Source organism: Gordonia namibiensis NBRC 108229 (assembly GCF_000298235.1).
GTDB classification, from domain to species: domain Bacteria; phylum Actinomycetota; class Actinomycetes; order Mycobacteriales; family Mycobacteriaceae; genus Gordonia; species Gordonia namibiensis.
In genome coordinates this window covers 12396-29606 of record NZ_BAHE01000023.1, presented here as the reverse complement: position 1 = coordinate 29606, position 17211 = coordinate 12396, and the positions used below count along the sequence as shown (strand labels likewise).

Below are 17211 nucleotides of genomic sequence, written 5' to 3'. Positions count from 1 at the left end.
CGCCACACATGGCCGCGTCCGCGCTCGATGCACTCCGGGCTCTCCACGCCGAGACCCTCACCCGCGGACTCCCGCCGCCCGCGGCGCTGATCGGCGACTGGCTCGACGCCGACGCGGTGGTGGCGCCGAGTATCGAGATCGTGCCGGGTTGCACCCCGCCCGATGACCCGGACCGCTTCTGGCTGGGCCACCTCGGCTTTCCGGTGCGCGCGGAGGAGTCGGTGTTGCCGACGAATGCCGGCGGTCTCACCGACGGTGTCCTCGTCCTTCGCGACGGCGAGTGGTCGACTCTCGGCACCGGCGTCCCGGACTGGGCGTACGCGGTGCTCGACGCCCCGGACACGGTTGCCGGCCAACCCACGACGACGCGGTGGCGCCCCCCGGCGCATGCCCCGCATCTGACCGCGATCGAGCACTGTCTCGACGCGATCCGCGCCGGCGAGGTGTACCAGGCATGCGTGTGCACCCGCTTCACCGGCACGCTGTCGGGAGCCCCGGTGGACTTCTTCGCCGACCTCGCCGCCGCCACAGCACCTGCGAAAGCCGCTTTCCTGCAAGGTGATTGGGGCGCGGTGGCGAGCCTCTCGCCGGAGACCTTCCTGCGTCGTACCGGCAACATCATCAGTTCCTCACCGATCAAGGGGACACTCCCCGCCCACGCCGACCCCGACGCACTGTCCGCCTCCGCGAAGGACGTCGCCGAGAACATCATGATCGTCGACCTCGCCCGCAACGACCTGGGCCGCATCGCCGTGACCGGCAGCGTGCGGGTTCCGGAACTCCTGTCGGTGGTGCCCGCGCCCGGCGTCTGGCATCTGGTCTCGCGGGTCGAGGCGATCGTGCGGCCCGGCACGGGCAACGACGCCGTACTCGACGCCACCTTCCCGCCCGCATCGGTGACCGGCACCCCGAAGCTGCGCGCGATGGAACTGCTCGCCGGCTGGGAGCGCGACGCCCGCGGCGTCTACTGCGGGGCGATCGGCATCGCCGGACCCGGCCGGGCCCTCGATCTGAACGTGGCCATCCGAACGGTCGAGATCGCGCCGGACGGCAGTCTCGGGCTCGGCGTCGGGGGCGGCATCACCATCGACTCCGTCCCGGAGAACGAGTGGCAGGAATGTCTCGACAAGGCGGCCAGCATCGTCGCTAACATTTGACTGCATACGCTGCGCCATCCCAAATACCGGACTTGATCGTTGATTTCGGTAATATTTCGTACATGACTCTGTCCATCCAGGCGACGACCGATCTCTCGGAGCTCGTCCGGGAGATCAATCGCGACCGCGAGGCCATCATGTCCGGTGCGACGCCGCCTCCCGGATTCGCGGGTGAGGTCGCCGAGTCCTGGAGCCGCGTACAGGCTGGAGACCATCCCTCGACGCTCGACGACCACCATCGCGGACGCATCGGTCGCGACGAGCTCGAAGCCCGTCGGGAGGCCCATCCGCTCCGTCACGCGGTGGACTCCCTCAAGCGGGTGTTCGCGCAGTCGACCGACGACCCGCTGATGGCCCTGGGCATCTTCGACGCCGACGGCGTGATGCTGTGGCGCGGCGGCTCACGCGCGGTGATCCCCGAGGCGAACCGTCTCGGACTCGTGGAGGGGAGCCGGTGGGACGAGGATTCCGCCGCGACCACCGCGGTGGGCCTGGCGATCCGCAACCGGCGACCCAGTCGGCTCTTCGGCCCCGAGCACTACAGCCGATCCCTGCACGGGTTGTACTGCACCGCGACGCCGGTCCACGACCCGCGCACCGGCGAGATGATCGCGGTCGCCGGACTCGCCGGCCCGGCGATGCAGATGCAGCCCGCGGTCTCGGCGTTCACGGCTGCCCTGGCCATGCTGAGCGAGCACGAGGTGACGCTCGCCCACCAGCGCACTCTCGCCGACCTCCGCTATCACGGGGCCGCCCAGCTGGCCGGCCTGCACGGGCCCGGTCTGCTCATCGACGACAACGGCTGGGTGGCCGAGGGCCGCGGGTGCACGCCGCCGGTGCGGGTGGCCGCGCCCACCGAGGACATGCGTCAGTTCGTACCCGGACTCGGGATGTGCGTCGTCGAACGGCTCGGGACGGGCTGGCTGGTGCGCCCGGCAGGGCCCTCGGGCCCGGTCATCGCCGAACTCGACCTCGACGGCGAGCCGACGATCACGGTCACCGGCGACGACGCCCCGTGGCGGACGGTCCTCACGCGGCGCCACGCGCAGATCCTGCTGCTGCTCGCCGATGCTGGCGACCAGGGTCTCACCTCACAGCAGTTGAGCCAGTTGCTCTTCGGCGACCAGAACCACACCGTCAGCGTGCGCGCCGAGCTGTCGCGGCTACGCCGCGTCGTGGGGGCGCTCGTCTCGAGCCGGCCCTACCGGTTGGCGCCGCGCGTCGAGCTGCGGGTCAGCTCGGATCAGCTCGACGCCTATCGAGAACCGACTGGTAGACGTCGCGCCGCGAGGCACCCGAACCCTGCGTGACCTCTGCGCAGGCGTCTTTGAGGCGCATCCCGCCGGCCACCAGCTCCTCGGCGCGGTCGGCCAGCTCCTCGATGTCGGGTTCGGCGGCCACGGCACCGGCGATGACGACCGTGATCTCACCCCTCACGCCCTCGGCGGCCCATTCGGCCAGTTCGGCGAGTCCGCCGCGGCGGACCTCCTCGTAGGTCTTCGTCATCTCCCGGCACACGGCGGCACGACGGTCGGGTCCGAGGATCTCGGCCGCTGCCGCCAGGGTGTCGGCCAGCCGGTGCGGCGACTCGAAGAACACGGCCGTGCGCGGCTGTGCAACGAGTTCGCGCAGCCAGTCCGCGCGTGCCCCGGGCTTCCGCGGCGCGAATCCCTCGAAGCAGAACCGCTCCGACGGCAGTGCCGACACCGCGAGTGCCGTCGTCACCGCCGACGGGCCGGGCAATGCCGTCACCGGCAGACCGGCCTCTGCGCAGGCCACCACGATCCGATAGCCGGGGTCGCTGACCGACGGCATTCCGGCGTCGGTGACCAGCAGGACGGTCTCACCGCGGGCGATCGCCTCGACGAGCCCCGGGGTACGCGCGGCCTCCACCTGGTCGTAGTAGCTGACCACGCGGCCGCCGATCTCGACGCCGAGTGCGGCGGCCAGTGCACGGGTGCGGCGGGTGTCCTCGGCGGCGACGATGTCGGCCGTCTGCAGGGCCTCGCGCAACCGCGGCGACGCGTCGCCGACCTGCCCCATGGGTGTGGCGGCCAGCACCAGTCGTCCGGTCGTCCCGGTGTCGGGTGCGGACAGGTCGAGTGCGGCGTCGTCGGTGGGGTGCGTGTCGGGCTCGGCGGCATTCATCGTCAGCCAGCTTACGAGGGCCCACTAGGATCGAGCGGGTGACCATCACCGCCGCGCGTGACACCTCTGTGCCCGCCGGTGTCCCGGTCCCCGCCGTGGTCCCGCCGACCCGCCTCGGACCGGAGGTCCCGGCCCCGCTGTTCGGCGCCCCGGATCGGGGTCGCGGCCGTCTGGTCGGTGTCGTCATCACGCTCATCGCCGCCCTGACCCGGTTCTGGAACCTGAGCCATCCCACCGACAAGGGCACCCCGGTCTTCGACGAGAAGCACTACGTGCCGCAGGGCTGGCAGGTGCTCACCGGCGGCAACTGGATCGAGGACAACCCGGCCTACGGGCTCGTGGTGCATCCCCCGGTCGGCAAGTGGATGCTCGCCGCGTCGGAGGCCGTCTTCGGATACGGGCCGCTCGGCTGGCGGGTCGCACCGGCGATCTCCGGCGTCCTCATCGTCGTCCTGGTCTACTGCGTCGTGCGGCGGTTGACGCGGTCCACACTCGTCGGTGCGATCGCCGGCATCTTCGCGATCTGCGACGGCGTGCTCTTCGTGCAGTCCCGGATGGGGATGCTCGACATCTTCCAGGCCCTGTTCATCGTCGCCGCCTTCGCCGCGCTCGTCGCCGACCGTGACCAGGTCCGTGAACGGATGTACCGCGTCTACCTCGAGGGCCGGATCGACGACAGTCCGTTCGGACCGCGCCTCGGTTTCCGCTGGTACCGCTTCACCGCCGGTGTGATGCTCGGGCTCAACTGCGGGACCAAGTGGTCGGGCGTCTACTACGTCATCTTCTTCACGGCGCTCGCCATCGGCTTCGACGTCGCGGCCCGCCGGGCGTATCACGTGCGGCGACCGTGGGTCGGCACGCTCGTCCGCGACGTCGTGCCCGCCGGCGCGAGCCTCGCGGTGATGCCGGTGGTCATCTACTTCCTGACCTACATCCCGTGGTTCAACAGCGAGACCGCCGTCTACCGCTATTCGGAAGGCAATGCGATCGGGACCGGCGGAACCTTCTCGTGGGTACCCGGGGCGTGGCGTTCGCTCTGGTACTACGAGTCCGGCATCCTCCAGTTCCATTCGGGGCTGACCAACTCCGCGGGAAACCAACATCCCTGGGAGTCCAAGCCCTGGACCTGGCCGATGAGCCTGCGGCCGATGCTCTACGCCCTCGAGAACGGGCCCGACCAGTGCGGCACGGGCGAGTGCGTCCGCGCCCAGATGCTGATCGGGACCCCGGCCCTGTGGTGGCTCACCCTGCCGATGTTGCTGTGGGGCCTGTGGTCGTGGATCGTCCGCCGCAACTGGCGCTACGCCGCGGTCGTCGTCGGCTACTGCGCCGGCATCCTGCCGTGGTTCCTGGCCCTCGACCGCCAGATGTACTTCTTCTACGCGACGGCGCTGGCCCCGTTCCTGGTGATGGGCCTCGCCCTGTGTTGCGGTGATCTGTTGCGCTCGACGGCGGCCACGGCCCGCGCCCGGCCCGAACGACGGGTGCTGTCGATCATCGTGGTCGCCGTCTACGTGGCGCTGGTGGTCACCAACTTCGTGTGGCTGTGGCCGATCCTCACCGCGTCCCCGATCTCGCCGGGACTCTGGCGGCAGCAGATCTGGCTACCCAGCTGGGGCTGAGCGCGCCGCCAGAGTCCTCGGCAACCCGTTGCTCCCTGATCCGAAAGAGCGTGACGCCCCCAGGTCCGATGCCTGAGGTGCGAAGAGCGCAAGCCGCCGGGCTGAGTAGCGACGGAGGAGCGTATCGAAGTCGACGAGCCACGAAGGGCCGGTGACCGACCCGTCAGGCCGGTGAACCGTCCTTGTCGGCGGCCGGCGTCGTCCCGTCGCCGTTGAGCCCGGCCTGTTCGACGATGTCGGGCTCGATGATCTCCAGGTGCCGCACGGCGTCGGCGTGGATCGAGTCGAGCTCACCGGTGGCGATCGCCTCGGCCTGCTCCCGGACATGCTCGTCGACGCGTGCGGACAGGACGGTGCGGGAGACGATGAGCGGATCGTGCCGGAGATCCAGGTACAGCGACAGGCACATGCCGATCATGACCAGGACGAAGGGCAGGGCCGCGATGATCGCCATCGTCTTGATCCCGTCGAGGGCGTCGTCACCGCTGATCGCCAGCAGCAGTGCGGCCACCACGCCGGTGAGCACACCCCAGAACACCGTGATCAGGCGTGACGGTTCCTCCGCTCCGCGCTGGGACAGCGTCCCCATCACCAGCGAAGCGGAATCGGCACCCGAGACGAAGAAGATCGCCACCAGGATCATCACCAGCGCTGAGGCGACACCGGTCCACGGCAGGTTCGCCAGCACGTCGAACAGGGTGTCCTCGCTGGCGTCGTTCGCCGCGTCGAAGTTCAGCACGCCGGTCATCTGCTCCCGGATCGCGGTACCACCGAACACGCAGAACCAGACCAGCGACACCGTCGTCGGGACCACCATCACGCCGATCACGAACTCGCGGATGGTCCGCCCACGACTGATCTTGGCCAGGAACAGGCCGACGAACGGGGTCCACGAAACCCACCACGCCCAATAGAAGATCGTCCAGTCGGCCAGCCACTGCTCCCCGGCCTCGGTCGCGACCGTCGCATCCGAACGCGCGGCGAAGGTCGTCAGGTCGGTGAAGTAGGCACCGAGCGTGGTCGGCAGCAGGTTGAGGATGAAGATGGTCGGGCCGACGACGAAGACGAAGGCCGCGAGTACGACGGCGAGCACCATGTTGATGTTCGACAGCCACTGGATACCGCGGGCGATGCCCGAGACCGCGGACGCGACGAAGGCGGCGGTGAGGATCGCGATGATCCCGACCAGGAGGAGCTTCGTGGGTTCGTGGACCCAGCCGACCTTGTCCAGACCCGAACCGATCTGCAGCGCACCGAGACCCAGCGACGCGACCGTACCGAACAGCGTCGCGAAGATGGCGAGGATGTCGATGACCTTGCCGGCCGGGCCGGTGGACACCTTCGGGCCGAACAGGCGCTCGAACACCGAGCTGATCAGCTGCGTACGACCGAGGCGGAATGTGCTGTACGCCAGCGCCAATCCGACGACCGCGTACATCGCCCAGGGATGGAATCCCCAGTGGAACATCGTGGTGGCCATCGCGGCGCGAACGTCCTCGGCGGCGATCTCCGGTGGCGGACTGACGAAGTGGAAGAGCGGTTCGTAGGCGCCGAAGAACATCAGGCCGATACCCATTCCGGCGCTGAACATCATCGCGATCCAGCTGACGGTGCGGAACTCGGGTGCCTCGTCGTCACGGCCGAGAGGTATGCGGCCGTACTTGGACACCGCCAGGAACACCGCGAAGATGACGAAGCCGGTCGCGGACAGGATGAACAGCCAACCGAGGTTGGTGGTGATCCACCCCAGGACGTCGGAACTGGTCGAGTTGAGGCCGTCCTTGTCGGCAAGACCCCAGGCGACGAAGGCGATGACGATGAGGGCAGTGACCGAGAAGACCACGGGATCCAAGCGTGGTCGTGCGGGCCGACTCCCCCCACCAGGTCCGCGCGAGGAGTCCTGCGCACGGCCAGACGGCACGTTCTGTTCACTTGTCATGAGTCCACCAAAGCAACGTCGGTGCCGCTATTTCAAGTCGCGCGCACTGCGCGCTGCACCAGAGCGACGATCGTTTCGTCGTCGAGACCCAGGTCACGGGCGGTCTCGACGTAGGTCGACGCAGCGGTGAAGCCGGCGTCGTGCGCATCGTGCCGACCCGCCTTGACGAACGAACCCGACCGTCCGCGCGTCTCGATGACGCCGGCCGCCTCGAGTTCGCGGTAGGTCTTCGCCACCGTGTTGGGGGCGAGGTCGAGGTGGGCGGCGAGTGCCCGGACGGTGGGCAGGCGATCACCGGTGAGCAGCGTGCCGTCGGCGATCAGTTCGATGACCCGGAGCCGCACCTGCTCGAAGGGTGGCCGGTCGGATGCCGGGTCCACCGTCAGATGGTCCAACAGCGATGAGCTCATGGTCGGCCCCTCACAACAGATCCCGCGCCAGCGGACACGACATGCACCGGGGCCCACCACGACCCGAGCCGAGTTCGCGGCCCTCGATCTCGATGACCTCGATGCCCGAATCACGCAGGCGACGATTGGTTTCCACGTTGCGGTTGTAGGACACGACGACCCCCGGCGACAGGGCGAGGGTGTTGTTGCCGTCGTCCCACTGCTCGCGCTCGGCGGTCACCGGGTCGAGACCGGTGTCGATCACCCTGAGCTTGCCGATACCCATTGCCTCGGCGGCCGCTTCGACGAACGGCCGCTCCCCGGTGACGTGTACGGCGTCGGTGTCCGGGTCGTGGACGAGGGTGAACGCCGACATGTGGTCGCGGATGTTGGGGTACATCACCACCGCATCGGTGTCGACCATGGTGCACACGGTGTCGAGGTGCATGAACGCCCGCGCCTGTTCGATGGGTACGGCGAGCACGGTGTGGGCGAGATGATCGTCGAAGAGGCTGCGCGCCAGAGCTTCCGCACCGGCCGGCGTGGTGCGCTCCCCCACCCCGACGGCCACCACACCCGGCGCGAGGAGCAGCACGTCACCGCCCTCGACCGGCGCGACCTGCGACTCGTAGGCGCGCCGGGCACCGGTGAAACGGGGGTGATGCGCGTAGATGAGATCGGTCAGCGACGTCTCGCGTGTCCGCGCGTGGAGTGCCAGGGAGGTGATCGCGAACCGCGAACCGATCCAGAACGAGCTGTCGCGGGTGAACAGCAGATTCGGCAGCGGCTCGATGGCGAACTCAGGGCCGTGATGCATCCGGCGCACCAGCGACGACCGCTCCGCGGACGGCGTGATCGGCAGTTCGTCGAACGTCATCCCGGCCGTCAGGACGTGCGACAGATCCGCGGGCGCGAGTCCGCGGAGGTGCCTCGCGAGGTCCTCGGCGAGGTGTGTCCCCAGACGGCGTGCGCTGACGGCCGCCGCGATGCCCTGGATGCGGGCGGCCCCGCTGTGCGCGATCGTCTCGGTGAGCAGGTCACCGAGCAGGTAGACGTCGACCCCGCGATCCCGCAGCACCGCGGCGAACGCGTCGTGTTCCTCCTGCGCACGGTCGACCCAGGGCAGACCGTCGAAGAGCAGTTGATCGTTGTTGCGGGGCGTGAGGCGTCGCAATTCGTCACCGGGACGGTGCAGCATCACCGCACGCAGCGTGCCGACCTCGGAATTCGCTCCCAGCGCATAGTCCCACCCGGTTGCGGCAGACCCCGCTGCGCCAGACCCTGCTGCGTCTGACCCCTGTGCAGCATCCTGCTGCCCGTCACGCATCATCGCTCAACCGTAATTCGTTCCGTCACGATCGGTCGCCTCATCGTGGGTCAACGTCGGACCCTGACCGACGATCGCCGGCGCGGTCTCCCGGGCGAACAACCAGGTGACCAGGGCAATCGATGCGACCACACCGGTCAGCACGAACGCGGGACCGAAGCCGACCCGATCGGCCACGAACCCGACGATCACCGGCCCGGTCACCGCACCGAGGTCGGAGGACATGCCGAACGCGGCGAGCGCCGACCCACCCTGCTGGCGGTTGCCCAGGACGTCGGCCAGCGCGGCCTGATGGGTGGGCGCGAACAATCCGGACCCGACACCCGCGAGCACCGACAATGCCAGCGCGACGGGGACGTTGGGCGAGAAACCGAGCGCGATGGTGGCGACGACGGTGATCGTCAGGCCCGGCAGCATGATCGGCCGACGACCGAACCGGTCGGAGAGCCTGCCGGCGACGAGGATCGCGAGGACGTTGCCCGCCGCGTAGACCGCCAGCACGATCCCGGCCATCCCCGCGCCCGCACCGAGCCCCTCGGTGATGAACAGCGGGACCACCGCCACGCGCACGCCCATCGACGCCCAACCCTGCGTGAAGTTCGACGCGAGGATGGCCCGGTAGGCGCTGTCCCGCAGGGCGGTACGGAAGCCGATGAGTCCGGCTGTCGGCCCCTCGGCCTGGTCCGGGGCGATGACCTCGCGCAGCTGGGTGGCCACGACCGCCGACGCCACCAGGAGGGCGACGGCGTACACGACGAACGGCACGCGCAGACCGAAGCCCACCAGCGCGGCGCCGATCAGCGGTCCGGTGATGGAACCGATCAGGAATCCCGCGGAGAACAGGCCCGATACCCGGCCGCGAATGTCGCTGGGCGCCATCCGGATCAGCAACGCCATCGCCGAGATGCTGAACATCGTCGACCCGATGCCACCCAGACCGCGGAACACCAGCAGCTGCCAATACGACTGTGCGAAGGCACAAGCCAGCGTGCTGGCCGCGACGATGAGCAACCCGGTCAGGTAGATGCGCCGTTCGCCGAACACCGACACGAGCCGTCCGCCCGCGGGCGCGAACAGCAGCCGCATGATCGCGAAAGCAGACACCACCGCGGTGGCCGCGGTGAACGAGACGTTGAACGCGCGAGCGAAACTCGGCAGGGCAGGCGCGATGAAGCCGTAACCGAGTGCGATGACGACGTTGGCCGACAGCAGCACCCAGATGCCGCGGGGGATCTGCCTCATGGCAGCTCGGGCAGATCGTCGAGGGCCTTCGCGGTGAGTTCGCGGCCGAGATCGATCATCTCGGTGGCCTTGTGGAAGTCGAGGGTGCGCACCGTGCGGCGAGGCACCCGGATCAGGACGTCGGGCGGATAGCCGGCGACCTGGTAGCGGGTGAGCGCATCCTGCATGATGTCGAGCGACCGGCTGAGCACCTCGACGCGACCCATCCGCTGGGGCTCGTCGGCGGTGTCCGTCGACACCGCCGCGGTGTCGACCACGACCGCGCCCTCCTCGTGGGGGGCGGCAGCCGGAGCCACCTGGTCGGCGCCGTCGGCGGCGGCCTCGGTGCTCACCTGCTGGGTGTTCGCGGACTCCGAACCCGCCAGGTCGCCGGCCTCCGAGCCGAAGCGGTCACGCACCGAGCGCACGAACTCGTTGTCGAGGATGGGCGCGACGTTGCGTCGGAGCAGGCCTCTCGCTTTGGGCTGCCGACTGGCACCCGTCTCGGGCCCACCGTCGGAGCCGACGATCACGCCGATCGTCACGTCACTCGGGACGCCCGAGGTCGGCGCGACGGGCAGCGGGTCGAGGATGCCGCCGTCGGCGAGGAGCCGCCCCTTGTGTTCGTGTGGGCTGATCACTCCGGGGATCGCGATCGACGCACGCAACGCGTCGGCGAGATTGCCGCGCTGGAACCACACCGCACGACCGGCGGACAGGTCGGTGGCGATGGCCGTGAACGGGATCGGCAGGTCCTCGATCACGGTGTCGCCGAGGATCTCCCGCACCCGGGTGAGGATGCGTTCGGCACCGATGACCCCCGGTTTGGTGAGGGAGACGTCGAGCAGCCGCACGACGTCGAGCTGGGACAGGCCCGAGATCCAGTCGACGTAGTCGTCGAGTTTGCCCGCGCAGTACAGGCCCCCGACCAGTGCACCCATGGATGATCCCGCGACGGTGACGATCTCGAATCCGCGTGCCTCGAGCTCGGCGATCACGCCGATGTGCGCGTACCCGCGAGCGCCGCCACTTCCCAGAGCCAGCGCCACGCGCGACGGTCGAGCCATGCCGCAACCCTACCGCCGCAGGTTGTCCCGCCGAGATCGCGGGACGCCGATCACTCGCCCATGAGGCGACGGGGACCGGGACCGAGTTTGTTCAACTCGTCTCCGGGGTTCAGCAGGTGGCATTCGCCGAGCGACAGGCATCCGCACCCGACGCACGACCCCATCATGTCGCGCATGTTCTCCAGCAGTGCGATGCGGTGGTTGATGTCGTCCACCCAGCGCTTCGACGCCGCCTCCCACATCGACTTCGACGGGGATTCGTGGTCACCGAGTTCGGCGAGCACCTCGCCGATCACCGACAGCGGGATGCCCGCGACCTGCGAGGCCCGGATGAACGCGACCCGGCGCAACATCGCCCGGTGGTAGCGCCGCTGGTTGCCGGCTGTCCGACGGCTGAAGATCAGGCCCTGCTCCTCGTAGAACCGGACCGCCGACGGCGCGATGCCCGCCCGCTGCGCGAGCTCCCCGACCGAGAGCTCGAGTCTCTTCAGCGTCATGCGTCGATGGTAGGCACCGGAGTGCTCAGTTGCGCACCACCAGCACCGGGCATTCGGCGTTGTGCATGACCTTCTGGCTGGTCGAGCCGAGCATGAGTCCGCGGAATCCGCCGCGTCCGCGGCTGCCCACGACGACGAGCTGGGCATCGGTTCCGGCCGCGTCGAGCAGCGCCTTGGCCGGCTCCTCGGGCAGTACGCGGCGTTCCACCCGGACGTCCGGGTAGTCCTGCGCGTACCCGGCCAGCCGCTCGGCGAGCACTTCGACCGCGTCCTGGGTCATCCGTTCGACCTCGTCGTGCCCGATCCCGTACCCGTGCAGGGCGTCGGCGTCGAGCGGGGTCCAGGTGTGGACCGCGACGAGCGGGGCGTTGCGGAGCGACGCCTGCCGGAACGCCTCGGCGACGGCCACGTCGCTGATCGGCGAACCGTCCACGCCGACCACGACCGGGCCGGTGTCGGAGCCCTCCGCGGCGACGACGGCCACGCGGCCGTGTGCGTGGGCCGCCACGTTGATGCTCACCGAACCGAGGAACAGGCCCTTCACACTTCCCAGCCGGCGGGTTCCGATCACGATCATCGCGGCGTCTTTGCCGAGTTCGAGGAGCACGCGCGCCGCGTCGCCGTCGACGATCGACGTGGTCACGCTGACGTTCGGTGCTGCCGCCTTGGCGACGTCGTTCGCGGCATGTACGGCATCCGAGGCGTCCTGCCGGATGGCGTCGACGACGTCCTGCGGGATGATCAGGCCGGGCGCGTAGTCGCTGGTGCTCGCGTCGTAGGCGCCGACGATCTTGAGGTCGAGGCCTTCCGCCGCCGCGGCCTTGGCCGCCCATCGCACCGCGCCGGTGGCCGCGTCCGAACCGTCCACGCCGACGAGTATCGCGTTCATGTCGGTCATCTCCTCTGGGCTCATCTCCTCTGGCCACGACCGCCTGATGGAGGCCGGGTCCTCGACCTCCATCCTGCTCCCGGGAACCGGCGGCATCAATGAGCACTAAGTCCTTCACGCCGTGGCGTGTAGCGTGGTGGTCACCATGACCTCCCCGACTCCACAGAACTCCAACGACTTTCGTGCGATCGTGATCCACGTCGCCATCACCGTCGTGTTGGGACTCGGCCTCCTCCTCGTCGGACTCGGGGCGTCGGACTCGGTGCAGAACGTCCTCGTCATCGCCTCACCTGTCGTCGTACTGATCGGCGCGATCGCGATGCTGGTGCGTGCCTACCGGGTCTGGAAATCCGGTGGACGGTGGCAGATGTGGCAGGGCGGGGCCTGGTTCCTGCTGGTGTTCTTCATCGTGATGCTGTTCAATTCCGCACCCGTGCTGTTCGAGTCGAACACCGAATAGCGCCGCGGGCGGCCGGTAGAATCCGAGCTCTCACACCACAGGGAGCCAAGCGTGTCCTTCGACGTCACCCGCGGCGCTTCGCCCGTGCGCGGCTCGGTCGTTCCGGGGTCGATCATCGCCGCGCATCGCATCGAGTGGGTGCTCCGGAGATCCGACTTCGGCACGACCTGTCGCGCGGTCCCGGTGCCGCCGACTCCCACTCCCCCGGGTCGGTCGGCACCCGACCCGGTCGTGCTCACCGTCGTTGACCCCGCGCGTTCCGCCGATGCCCGGTTCCGCAGCTGGTTCGCCCACTCCAATGAATTGGCCTCGGGCATCAGGAATCCCGCGATCGCCCGGATCGCCGGACACGGCCTCACCGATGGCCGGTTGTGGGTCGCCACTGTGCCGGTGCCCACCACCGACGCGGCCGAACTCCTCCGACGCCACCCCGACGGCATCGACATCGATCTGGCCGTGCGGATCGTGGCCGCGGTCGGGGAGGCACTCGACGCCGCCCATCGTCGACGGTTGGTGCACGGCGGTGTCACCACCGCCGACATCCTGATCACGACCGGCCGAGATCCCGCCGCCGAGATCACCGCATCCGACATCACCGACCCGGGTGCGGTCACGCTGCGCGGGTTCGGCCTGTCGCCACCCGCCGCCGGAGAGGACACCCCGCACCCGGACTCCGACGTGGCCGCCCTCGGACGCACACTCGTCGAACTCCTGACCGGGACCACATCGGTTGCCCGGCACCGTGTTTCCGGCGACGTCTCACCCGCTTTCCATTCTGTCCTGGCACGGGCTCTCGATCCGGACCCCGATCACCGGTATCGGACCTGCGCCGAGTTCGTCCGGGCCGCCGACCTCGCTCTCCACCTCACCCACACCGACGGGGAGCCACCGACCGAGAACATCGATCCCGCACCGCGGGTCTTCCACCCCGCCGGGCATCCCGATCGGCCGACCGAGGTCGTCGTCGCACACCCCGGGGGTCACCACCGGGATGTCGAGTCCCGTTCTGGCCGGCCGACTTCCGGTTCTGCTGCCGCGCGACGACGCCAGAACATCGCACCGGTCCTGGTGGCGCTCGTCGTGGTCGCGGTCTGTGTGGGCGCGGTGGTCGTCCTCGGCGCGCGCAACGCGCCACCGCCGTGGCCGTCGACGGTCGCACCGATCGCCGATGCCTTCCCACGACTGCTGCCCGACTCCCCCGATCAGCAGGGATGGCGGGATGCGTCCTGTCAGGCCATGTTCCGCGACGGTCTCGACGCCATCGCCTGCTCCGACGCCGAGGAGGTCACCTACGTCGTCTGGCACACCGCCACCCCTGGCGCCCGGGACAGCGTCACTGCACCGCTCGAGGGTTATCCGGGTGACAAGATCCAGTGGCGGGACGGCCCCGCATCGTCGAGCCGCGACAGCCTCGCCGACGGCTGGGTGGTCACCAACTTCGTCGAACCGGTGCGCGAGCCGTTCACGGTGATCACCACGTGGCCGGGCCATTCCGGCCGGCAGATCCTCGACGGCTGGTGGCGCACCGCGCCCCTCGGATGACCGGCAACGATGTCAACGACCCCGCAGGGCGTCGATCCGTTCGGCCACCTGCAGCGCGGTCGACGGCCGGGTCCCGGCCAGCGCCAGACAGTTGGCGATCAGCGTGCGCTCGTCGCGGTCGAGCTTCTCCGACAGGGCGGGTGGCGTCGACAGGGCGGCCCGGATCGCCAGCAGCGGCTGGGCGTCGGGCACCTCTCCATACACCCCTTCGTCGGTGAGTGCACGGTGCAGACATGCTCCGAGAGACCAGATGTCGGTCGCGCGGGACGGCACGTCACCGGCCAGCAGTGCCGGGTCCATGTACTGCACGGCTCCGGGCTGGGCGAAGCTGGTGATCGGTTCGTCGGCCGCGAGCACGCGGGCGAGCCCGAGATCGGAGATCTTCCCGCCCGTCTCGGTCACCATGATGCTCGACGGGGTGATGTTGGCATGGGCGATGCCGGCCTCGTGCAGGGCATCGACACCGCGCGCCGCGTCGGCGACCGCGGCCAGACGTTCGTCCCGGCTGAGGGGACGTGCAGGTGTGCCGAGCGATCCCATCGGGAAGAACTCCATCGCGTACATGAACTGGCCCTGTAGCACCGCGTCGTAAAGACCGGCCAGGTAGGGCGAGGCGACCGCGGCGAACGCACGCAGTTCCCGGACGCCGCGACGGTAGGCGTCGTCGCTGCACACCCCGCTGAACACCTTGACCACCACGCGGTCGGTGGCCAGCCCGAGGCGCGCGGGCGGCACGGCGAGATAGAACGTTCCGTTGCCGCCGACTCCGAGCTTCTGGAGCACGGTGAAATCCGCGAGCTGCTGCGGAATCTCGACTGTGGCCATGTCAGTGCCTCTCTGGTGATGACGTGGTGGAACCGGTGCCGGCGCTCGGCGTGGGGTCGGTCGGTGCCGTCGCCTCGGCGTACAGCGTGGTCATCCGGTCACCCAGTGCTTCTTCGCTGGTCTCGGTGTTGTCGACGACGGTCACCGGGATGTCCGGACCACGCATGTGAGTGGGGTCGTCGGCAGCGGCGGCGACGGTGAAGGCGGCGTCCTCGCCGCGGTGACGCTTCGGCTCGACGAGGGAGACCCGGACACCGCGCTCGATCACGGGCCGCAGGTCGGCGAGCCAGCGCCGCCGTGAACCGGTGGACACGATCGTGAGGGAACGAGACCCGAACAACGCCAGTCCGGCGCCCACCACGGCGGCGGTCCGACCGCTGCGACTGTCCGCGACCTCGCAGGTGATGACGCTGCGGCTGGGTGCCGCACCGGCTGCGGCGTTCTCGTCGACGATCGCCACCGGTGCCGCGCGCAACATCTCGCCGAGGGCGCGGTCGGCGGCGTCGATGACGATCACGTCGGCGTTGGCGTTGCGGGCCATCGCGTCGAGGTCGGCGGCCGGGTCGGATCCGAAGCGGCACAGGACCGACACCGATCCGGCTCCGGTCAGCGAGGCACCGAGCAGGTTCAGCTTCTCGACGGCGGAGGCCATGGCCGCGAAATCGGGTACCACCGGCACGCCGACCTCGAGACGTCGGGCCGGTTTGTCCGTCATGGTGAGCAGTCCGGCCAGCACGACGTCGTAACCCGTTGCGCAGTCCAGCAATCGACGGTGTCGTGCGCGGAGGTCCTCGACCGTGCCGTCGGGGTCGCGTAACACCACCAGCACCCGCGGGGCGGTCGCCGCGGCCAGGGCCCGACGTTCGGCCGCGGCGATGTCGTTGGCCACCACCGTGTCCGGGTAGACGAGCCGCAGCAGGGGTTCGGTCAGCACCGTCGTCACCAGTGCCATCACCACGAGCATCGCGAAGAGGTCGTCGCTGAGGACACCGAGATCGCGTCCCGCCGAGAGGATCACCAGCTCGGTGAGACCGCGGGTGTTCATCAGCACGGCGATGGCCGCGCTCTGACGTGTGGGGATCGCCGAGACCCGGGCGCCCGCGTAGGCGCCGAGGAACTTGCCGGCGATCGCGACGACGAGCACCAGGCCCAGTTGCCAGAGCCCGGACAGTCCGATCCCCGCGAGATCGACGCTCAGGCCGGTGACGACGAAGAACATCGGCAACAACAGCAGCACGCTGACCTGTTCGAGCCGCTCCAGGATCTCGCGGTGCAGCTGCTCGGCACCGACCTTGGGCATCACCGCACCGAACATGAAGGCACCGAAGATCTGGTGGATGCCGATGACGTCGGTGGCAGCCGAGGACAGGAACACACCGATGAGGATGACCGCCAGGATGTCCGGGGTCAGGCGTCCCGCCGCGTCGCGCCACTCGACCAGCTTGGCCAGCAGCGGACGCACGATCCCGAACATGATGACCGCGTACACCAGGGTCATCCCGACGATCTTCGCGACTTCCAGCGGACTGCCGCCCTCGATGATCGCGATGATGAACGCGAGCAACGTCCAGGCGAGGATGTCGTCGACCGCGGCCGCTGCCAGGCTGAAGACGCCGGGGACGGTCCGCATCATCCCGCGGTCGGCGAGGATGCGCGCCAGCACGGGGAACGCGGTGATCGACATCGCGACGCCCATGAACAGGACCATGCCGAGCCGTTCGATCTCGACTCCGCCGACGGTGTCATGCGACGGGTACAGCAGAAGCCCGAGTGCCGCACCGAGTCCGAACGGAAGCACGATCGAGCATGCGGAGATGCTCGCCGCCGCCCGCTCACGGCCGCGGGTCAGTCGCATGTCGAGTTCGAGCCCGACGATGAACATGAACAGCACGAGCCCGATCTGGGCGAGGCCACCGAGGAGTGGCCGTACCTCTTCGGGGAACAGCCACTGGTCGGGGTTTCCGGGGAGGAGCCCCAGAAGGCTCGGCCCGAGGGCGATCCCGGCCGCGATCTCGCCGACGACGGCCGGTTGCCGCACCGCACGCGCGATCATCCCGCCGACGCGGGCGACCGCGATGATGACCGCGACGTCCAGGAGGAGGAATGCGACCGTGTGCTTGTCCATCTC

General features: G+C 69.3%; 15 protein-coding genes. 5 read left to right on the top strand and 10 right to left on the bottom strand.

What is annotated here, in order from left to right; genetic code table 11:
• Nucleotides 1-8 precede the first annotated feature (8 nt).
• Together GONAM_RS13830 and GONAM_RS13825 are read left to right on the top strand one after the other, a co-directional pair.
• Nucleotides 9-1157 carry an aminodeoxychorismate synthase component I gene (locus GONAM_RS13830; RefSeq protein ID WP_006867376.1) on the top strand — a complete coding sequence of 383 codons (1149 nt, stop codon included), beginning with the start codon at nucleotides 9-11 and terminating at the stop codon, nucleotides 1155-1157.
• A 62-nt stretch (nucleotides 1158-1219) separates the two neighbouring features.
• Entirely contained in the window at nucleotides 1220-2467 is a 1248-nt protein-coding gene (locus GONAM_RS13825; protein WP_006867375.1) for a helix-turn-helix domain-containing protein, read from the top strand.
• On the opposite strand, the gene rsmI is transcribed toward GONAM_RS13825, so the two are convergent.
• On the bottom strand, nucleotides 2391-3305 hold the full coding sequence (gene rsmI, locus GONAM_RS13820) for a 16S rRNA (cytidine(1402)-2'-O)-methyltransferase (RefSeq protein ID WP_006867374.1): 915 nt from the start codon (nucleotides 3303-3305) through the stop codon (nucleotides 2391-2393). The genes GONAM_RS13825 and rsmI overlap by 77 nt on opposite strands.
• Nucleotides 3306-3343: 38 nt before the next feature.
• On the opposite strand from rsmI, the gene GONAM_RS13815 reads away from it, so the two are divergent.
• Nucleotides 3344-4927, top strand: a complete 1584-nt coding sequence (locus tag GONAM_RS13815) for a dolichyl-phosphate-mannose--protein mannosyltransferase (RefSeq protein WP_006867373.1) — start codon at nucleotides 3344-3346, stop codon at nucleotides 4925-4927.
• A gap of 163 nt (nucleotides 4928-5090) precedes the next feature.
• On the opposite strand, the gene GONAM_RS13810 is transcribed toward GONAM_RS13815, so the two are convergent.
• The 7 genes from GONAM_RS13810 to GONAM_RS13780 are packed head-to-tail and all read right to left on the bottom strand — an operon-like array spanning nucleotide 5091 to nucleotide 12256.
• Nucleotides 5091-6866, bottom strand: coding sequence for a BCCT family transporter (locus tag GONAM_RS13810; RefSeq protein WP_245548619.1), 1776 nt, complete (start codon nucleotides 6864-6866; stop codon nucleotides 5091-5093).
• Nucleotides 6867-6898: 32 nt separating this feature from the next.
• The gene (locus tag GONAM_RS13805) at nucleotides 6899-7276 is read right to left on the bottom strand and encodes a GntR family transcriptional regulator (RefSeq protein ID WP_006867371.1); all 378 of its coding nucleotides are present in this window, start codon (nucleotides 7274-7276) and stop codon (nucleotides 6899-6901) included.
• 10 nt (nucleotides 7277-7286) lie between these two features.
• Nucleotides 7287-8585: an arginine deiminase gene (locus GONAM_RS13800; RefSeq protein ID WP_006867370.1), complete on the bottom strand. Its 1299-nt coding sequence runs from the start codon at nucleotides 8583-8585 to the stop codon at nucleotides 7287-7289.
• Between the two features lie 3 nt (nucleotides 8586-8588).
• Nucleotides 8589-9824 carry an MFS transporter gene (locus GONAM_RS13795; protein ID WP_006867369.1) on the bottom strand — a complete coding sequence of 412 codons (1236 nt, stop codon included), beginning with the start codon at nucleotides 9822-9824 and terminating at the stop codon, nucleotides 8589-8591.
• Entirely contained in the window at nucleotides 9821-10870 is a 1050-nt protein-coding gene (locus GONAM_RS13790; protein WP_006867368.1) for a patatin-like phospholipase family protein, read from the bottom strand. The genes GONAM_RS13795 and GONAM_RS13790 overlap by 4 nt, the downstream gene beginning before the upstream one ends.
• Before the next feature lie 50 nt (nucleotides 10871-10920).
• On the bottom strand, nucleotides 10921-11367 hold the full coding sequence (gene soxR, locus GONAM_RS13785) for a redox-sensitive transcriptional activator SoxR (RefSeq protein ID WP_006867367.1): 447 nt from the start codon (nucleotides 11365-11367) through the stop codon (nucleotides 10921-10923).
• Between the two features lie 25 nt (nucleotides 11368-11392).
• The gene (locus tag GONAM_RS13780; protein WP_006867366.1) at nucleotides 11393-12256 is read right to left on the bottom strand and encodes a universal stress protein; all 864 of its coding nucleotides are present in this window, start codon (nucleotides 12254-12256) and stop codon (nucleotides 11393-11395) included.
• A 145-nt stretch (nucleotides 12257-12401) separates the two neighbouring features.
• Between GONAM_RS13780 and GONAM_RS13775 the strand changes: the two genes are divergently transcribed.
• Together GONAM_RS13775 and GONAM_RS13770 are read left to right on the top strand one after the other, a co-directional pair.
• Nucleotides 12402-12716 carry a hypothetical protein gene (locus GONAM_RS13775; protein ID WP_006867365.1) on the top strand — a complete coding sequence of 105 codons (315 nt, stop codon included), beginning with the start codon at nucleotides 12402-12404 and terminating at the stop codon, nucleotides 12714-12716.
• A gap of 51 nt (nucleotides 12717-12767) precedes the next feature.
• Nucleotides 12768-14258, top strand: a complete 1491-nt coding sequence (locus GONAM_RS13770) for a serine/threonine protein kinase (protein ID WP_006867364.1) — start codon at nucleotides 12768-12770, stop codon at nucleotides 14256-14258.
• A gap of 12 nt (nucleotides 14259-14270) precedes the next feature.
• On the opposite strand, the gene GONAM_RS13765 is transcribed toward GONAM_RS13770, so the two are convergent.
• Nucleotides 14271-15083, bottom strand: a complete 813-nt coding sequence (locus tag GONAM_RS13765; RefSeq protein ID WP_006867363.1) for a protein kinase domain-containing protein — start codon at nucleotides 15081-15083, stop codon at nucleotides 14271-14273.
• 1 nt (nucleotide 15084) lies between these two features.
• Nucleotides 15085-17208 carry a cation:proton antiporter gene (locus GONAM_RS13760; protein ID WP_006867362.1) on the bottom strand — a complete coding sequence of 708 codons (2124 nt, stop codon included), beginning with the start codon at nucleotides 17206-17208 and terminating at the stop codon, nucleotides 15085-15087.
• Between the last annotated feature and the right edge of the window lie 3 nt (nucleotides 17209-17211).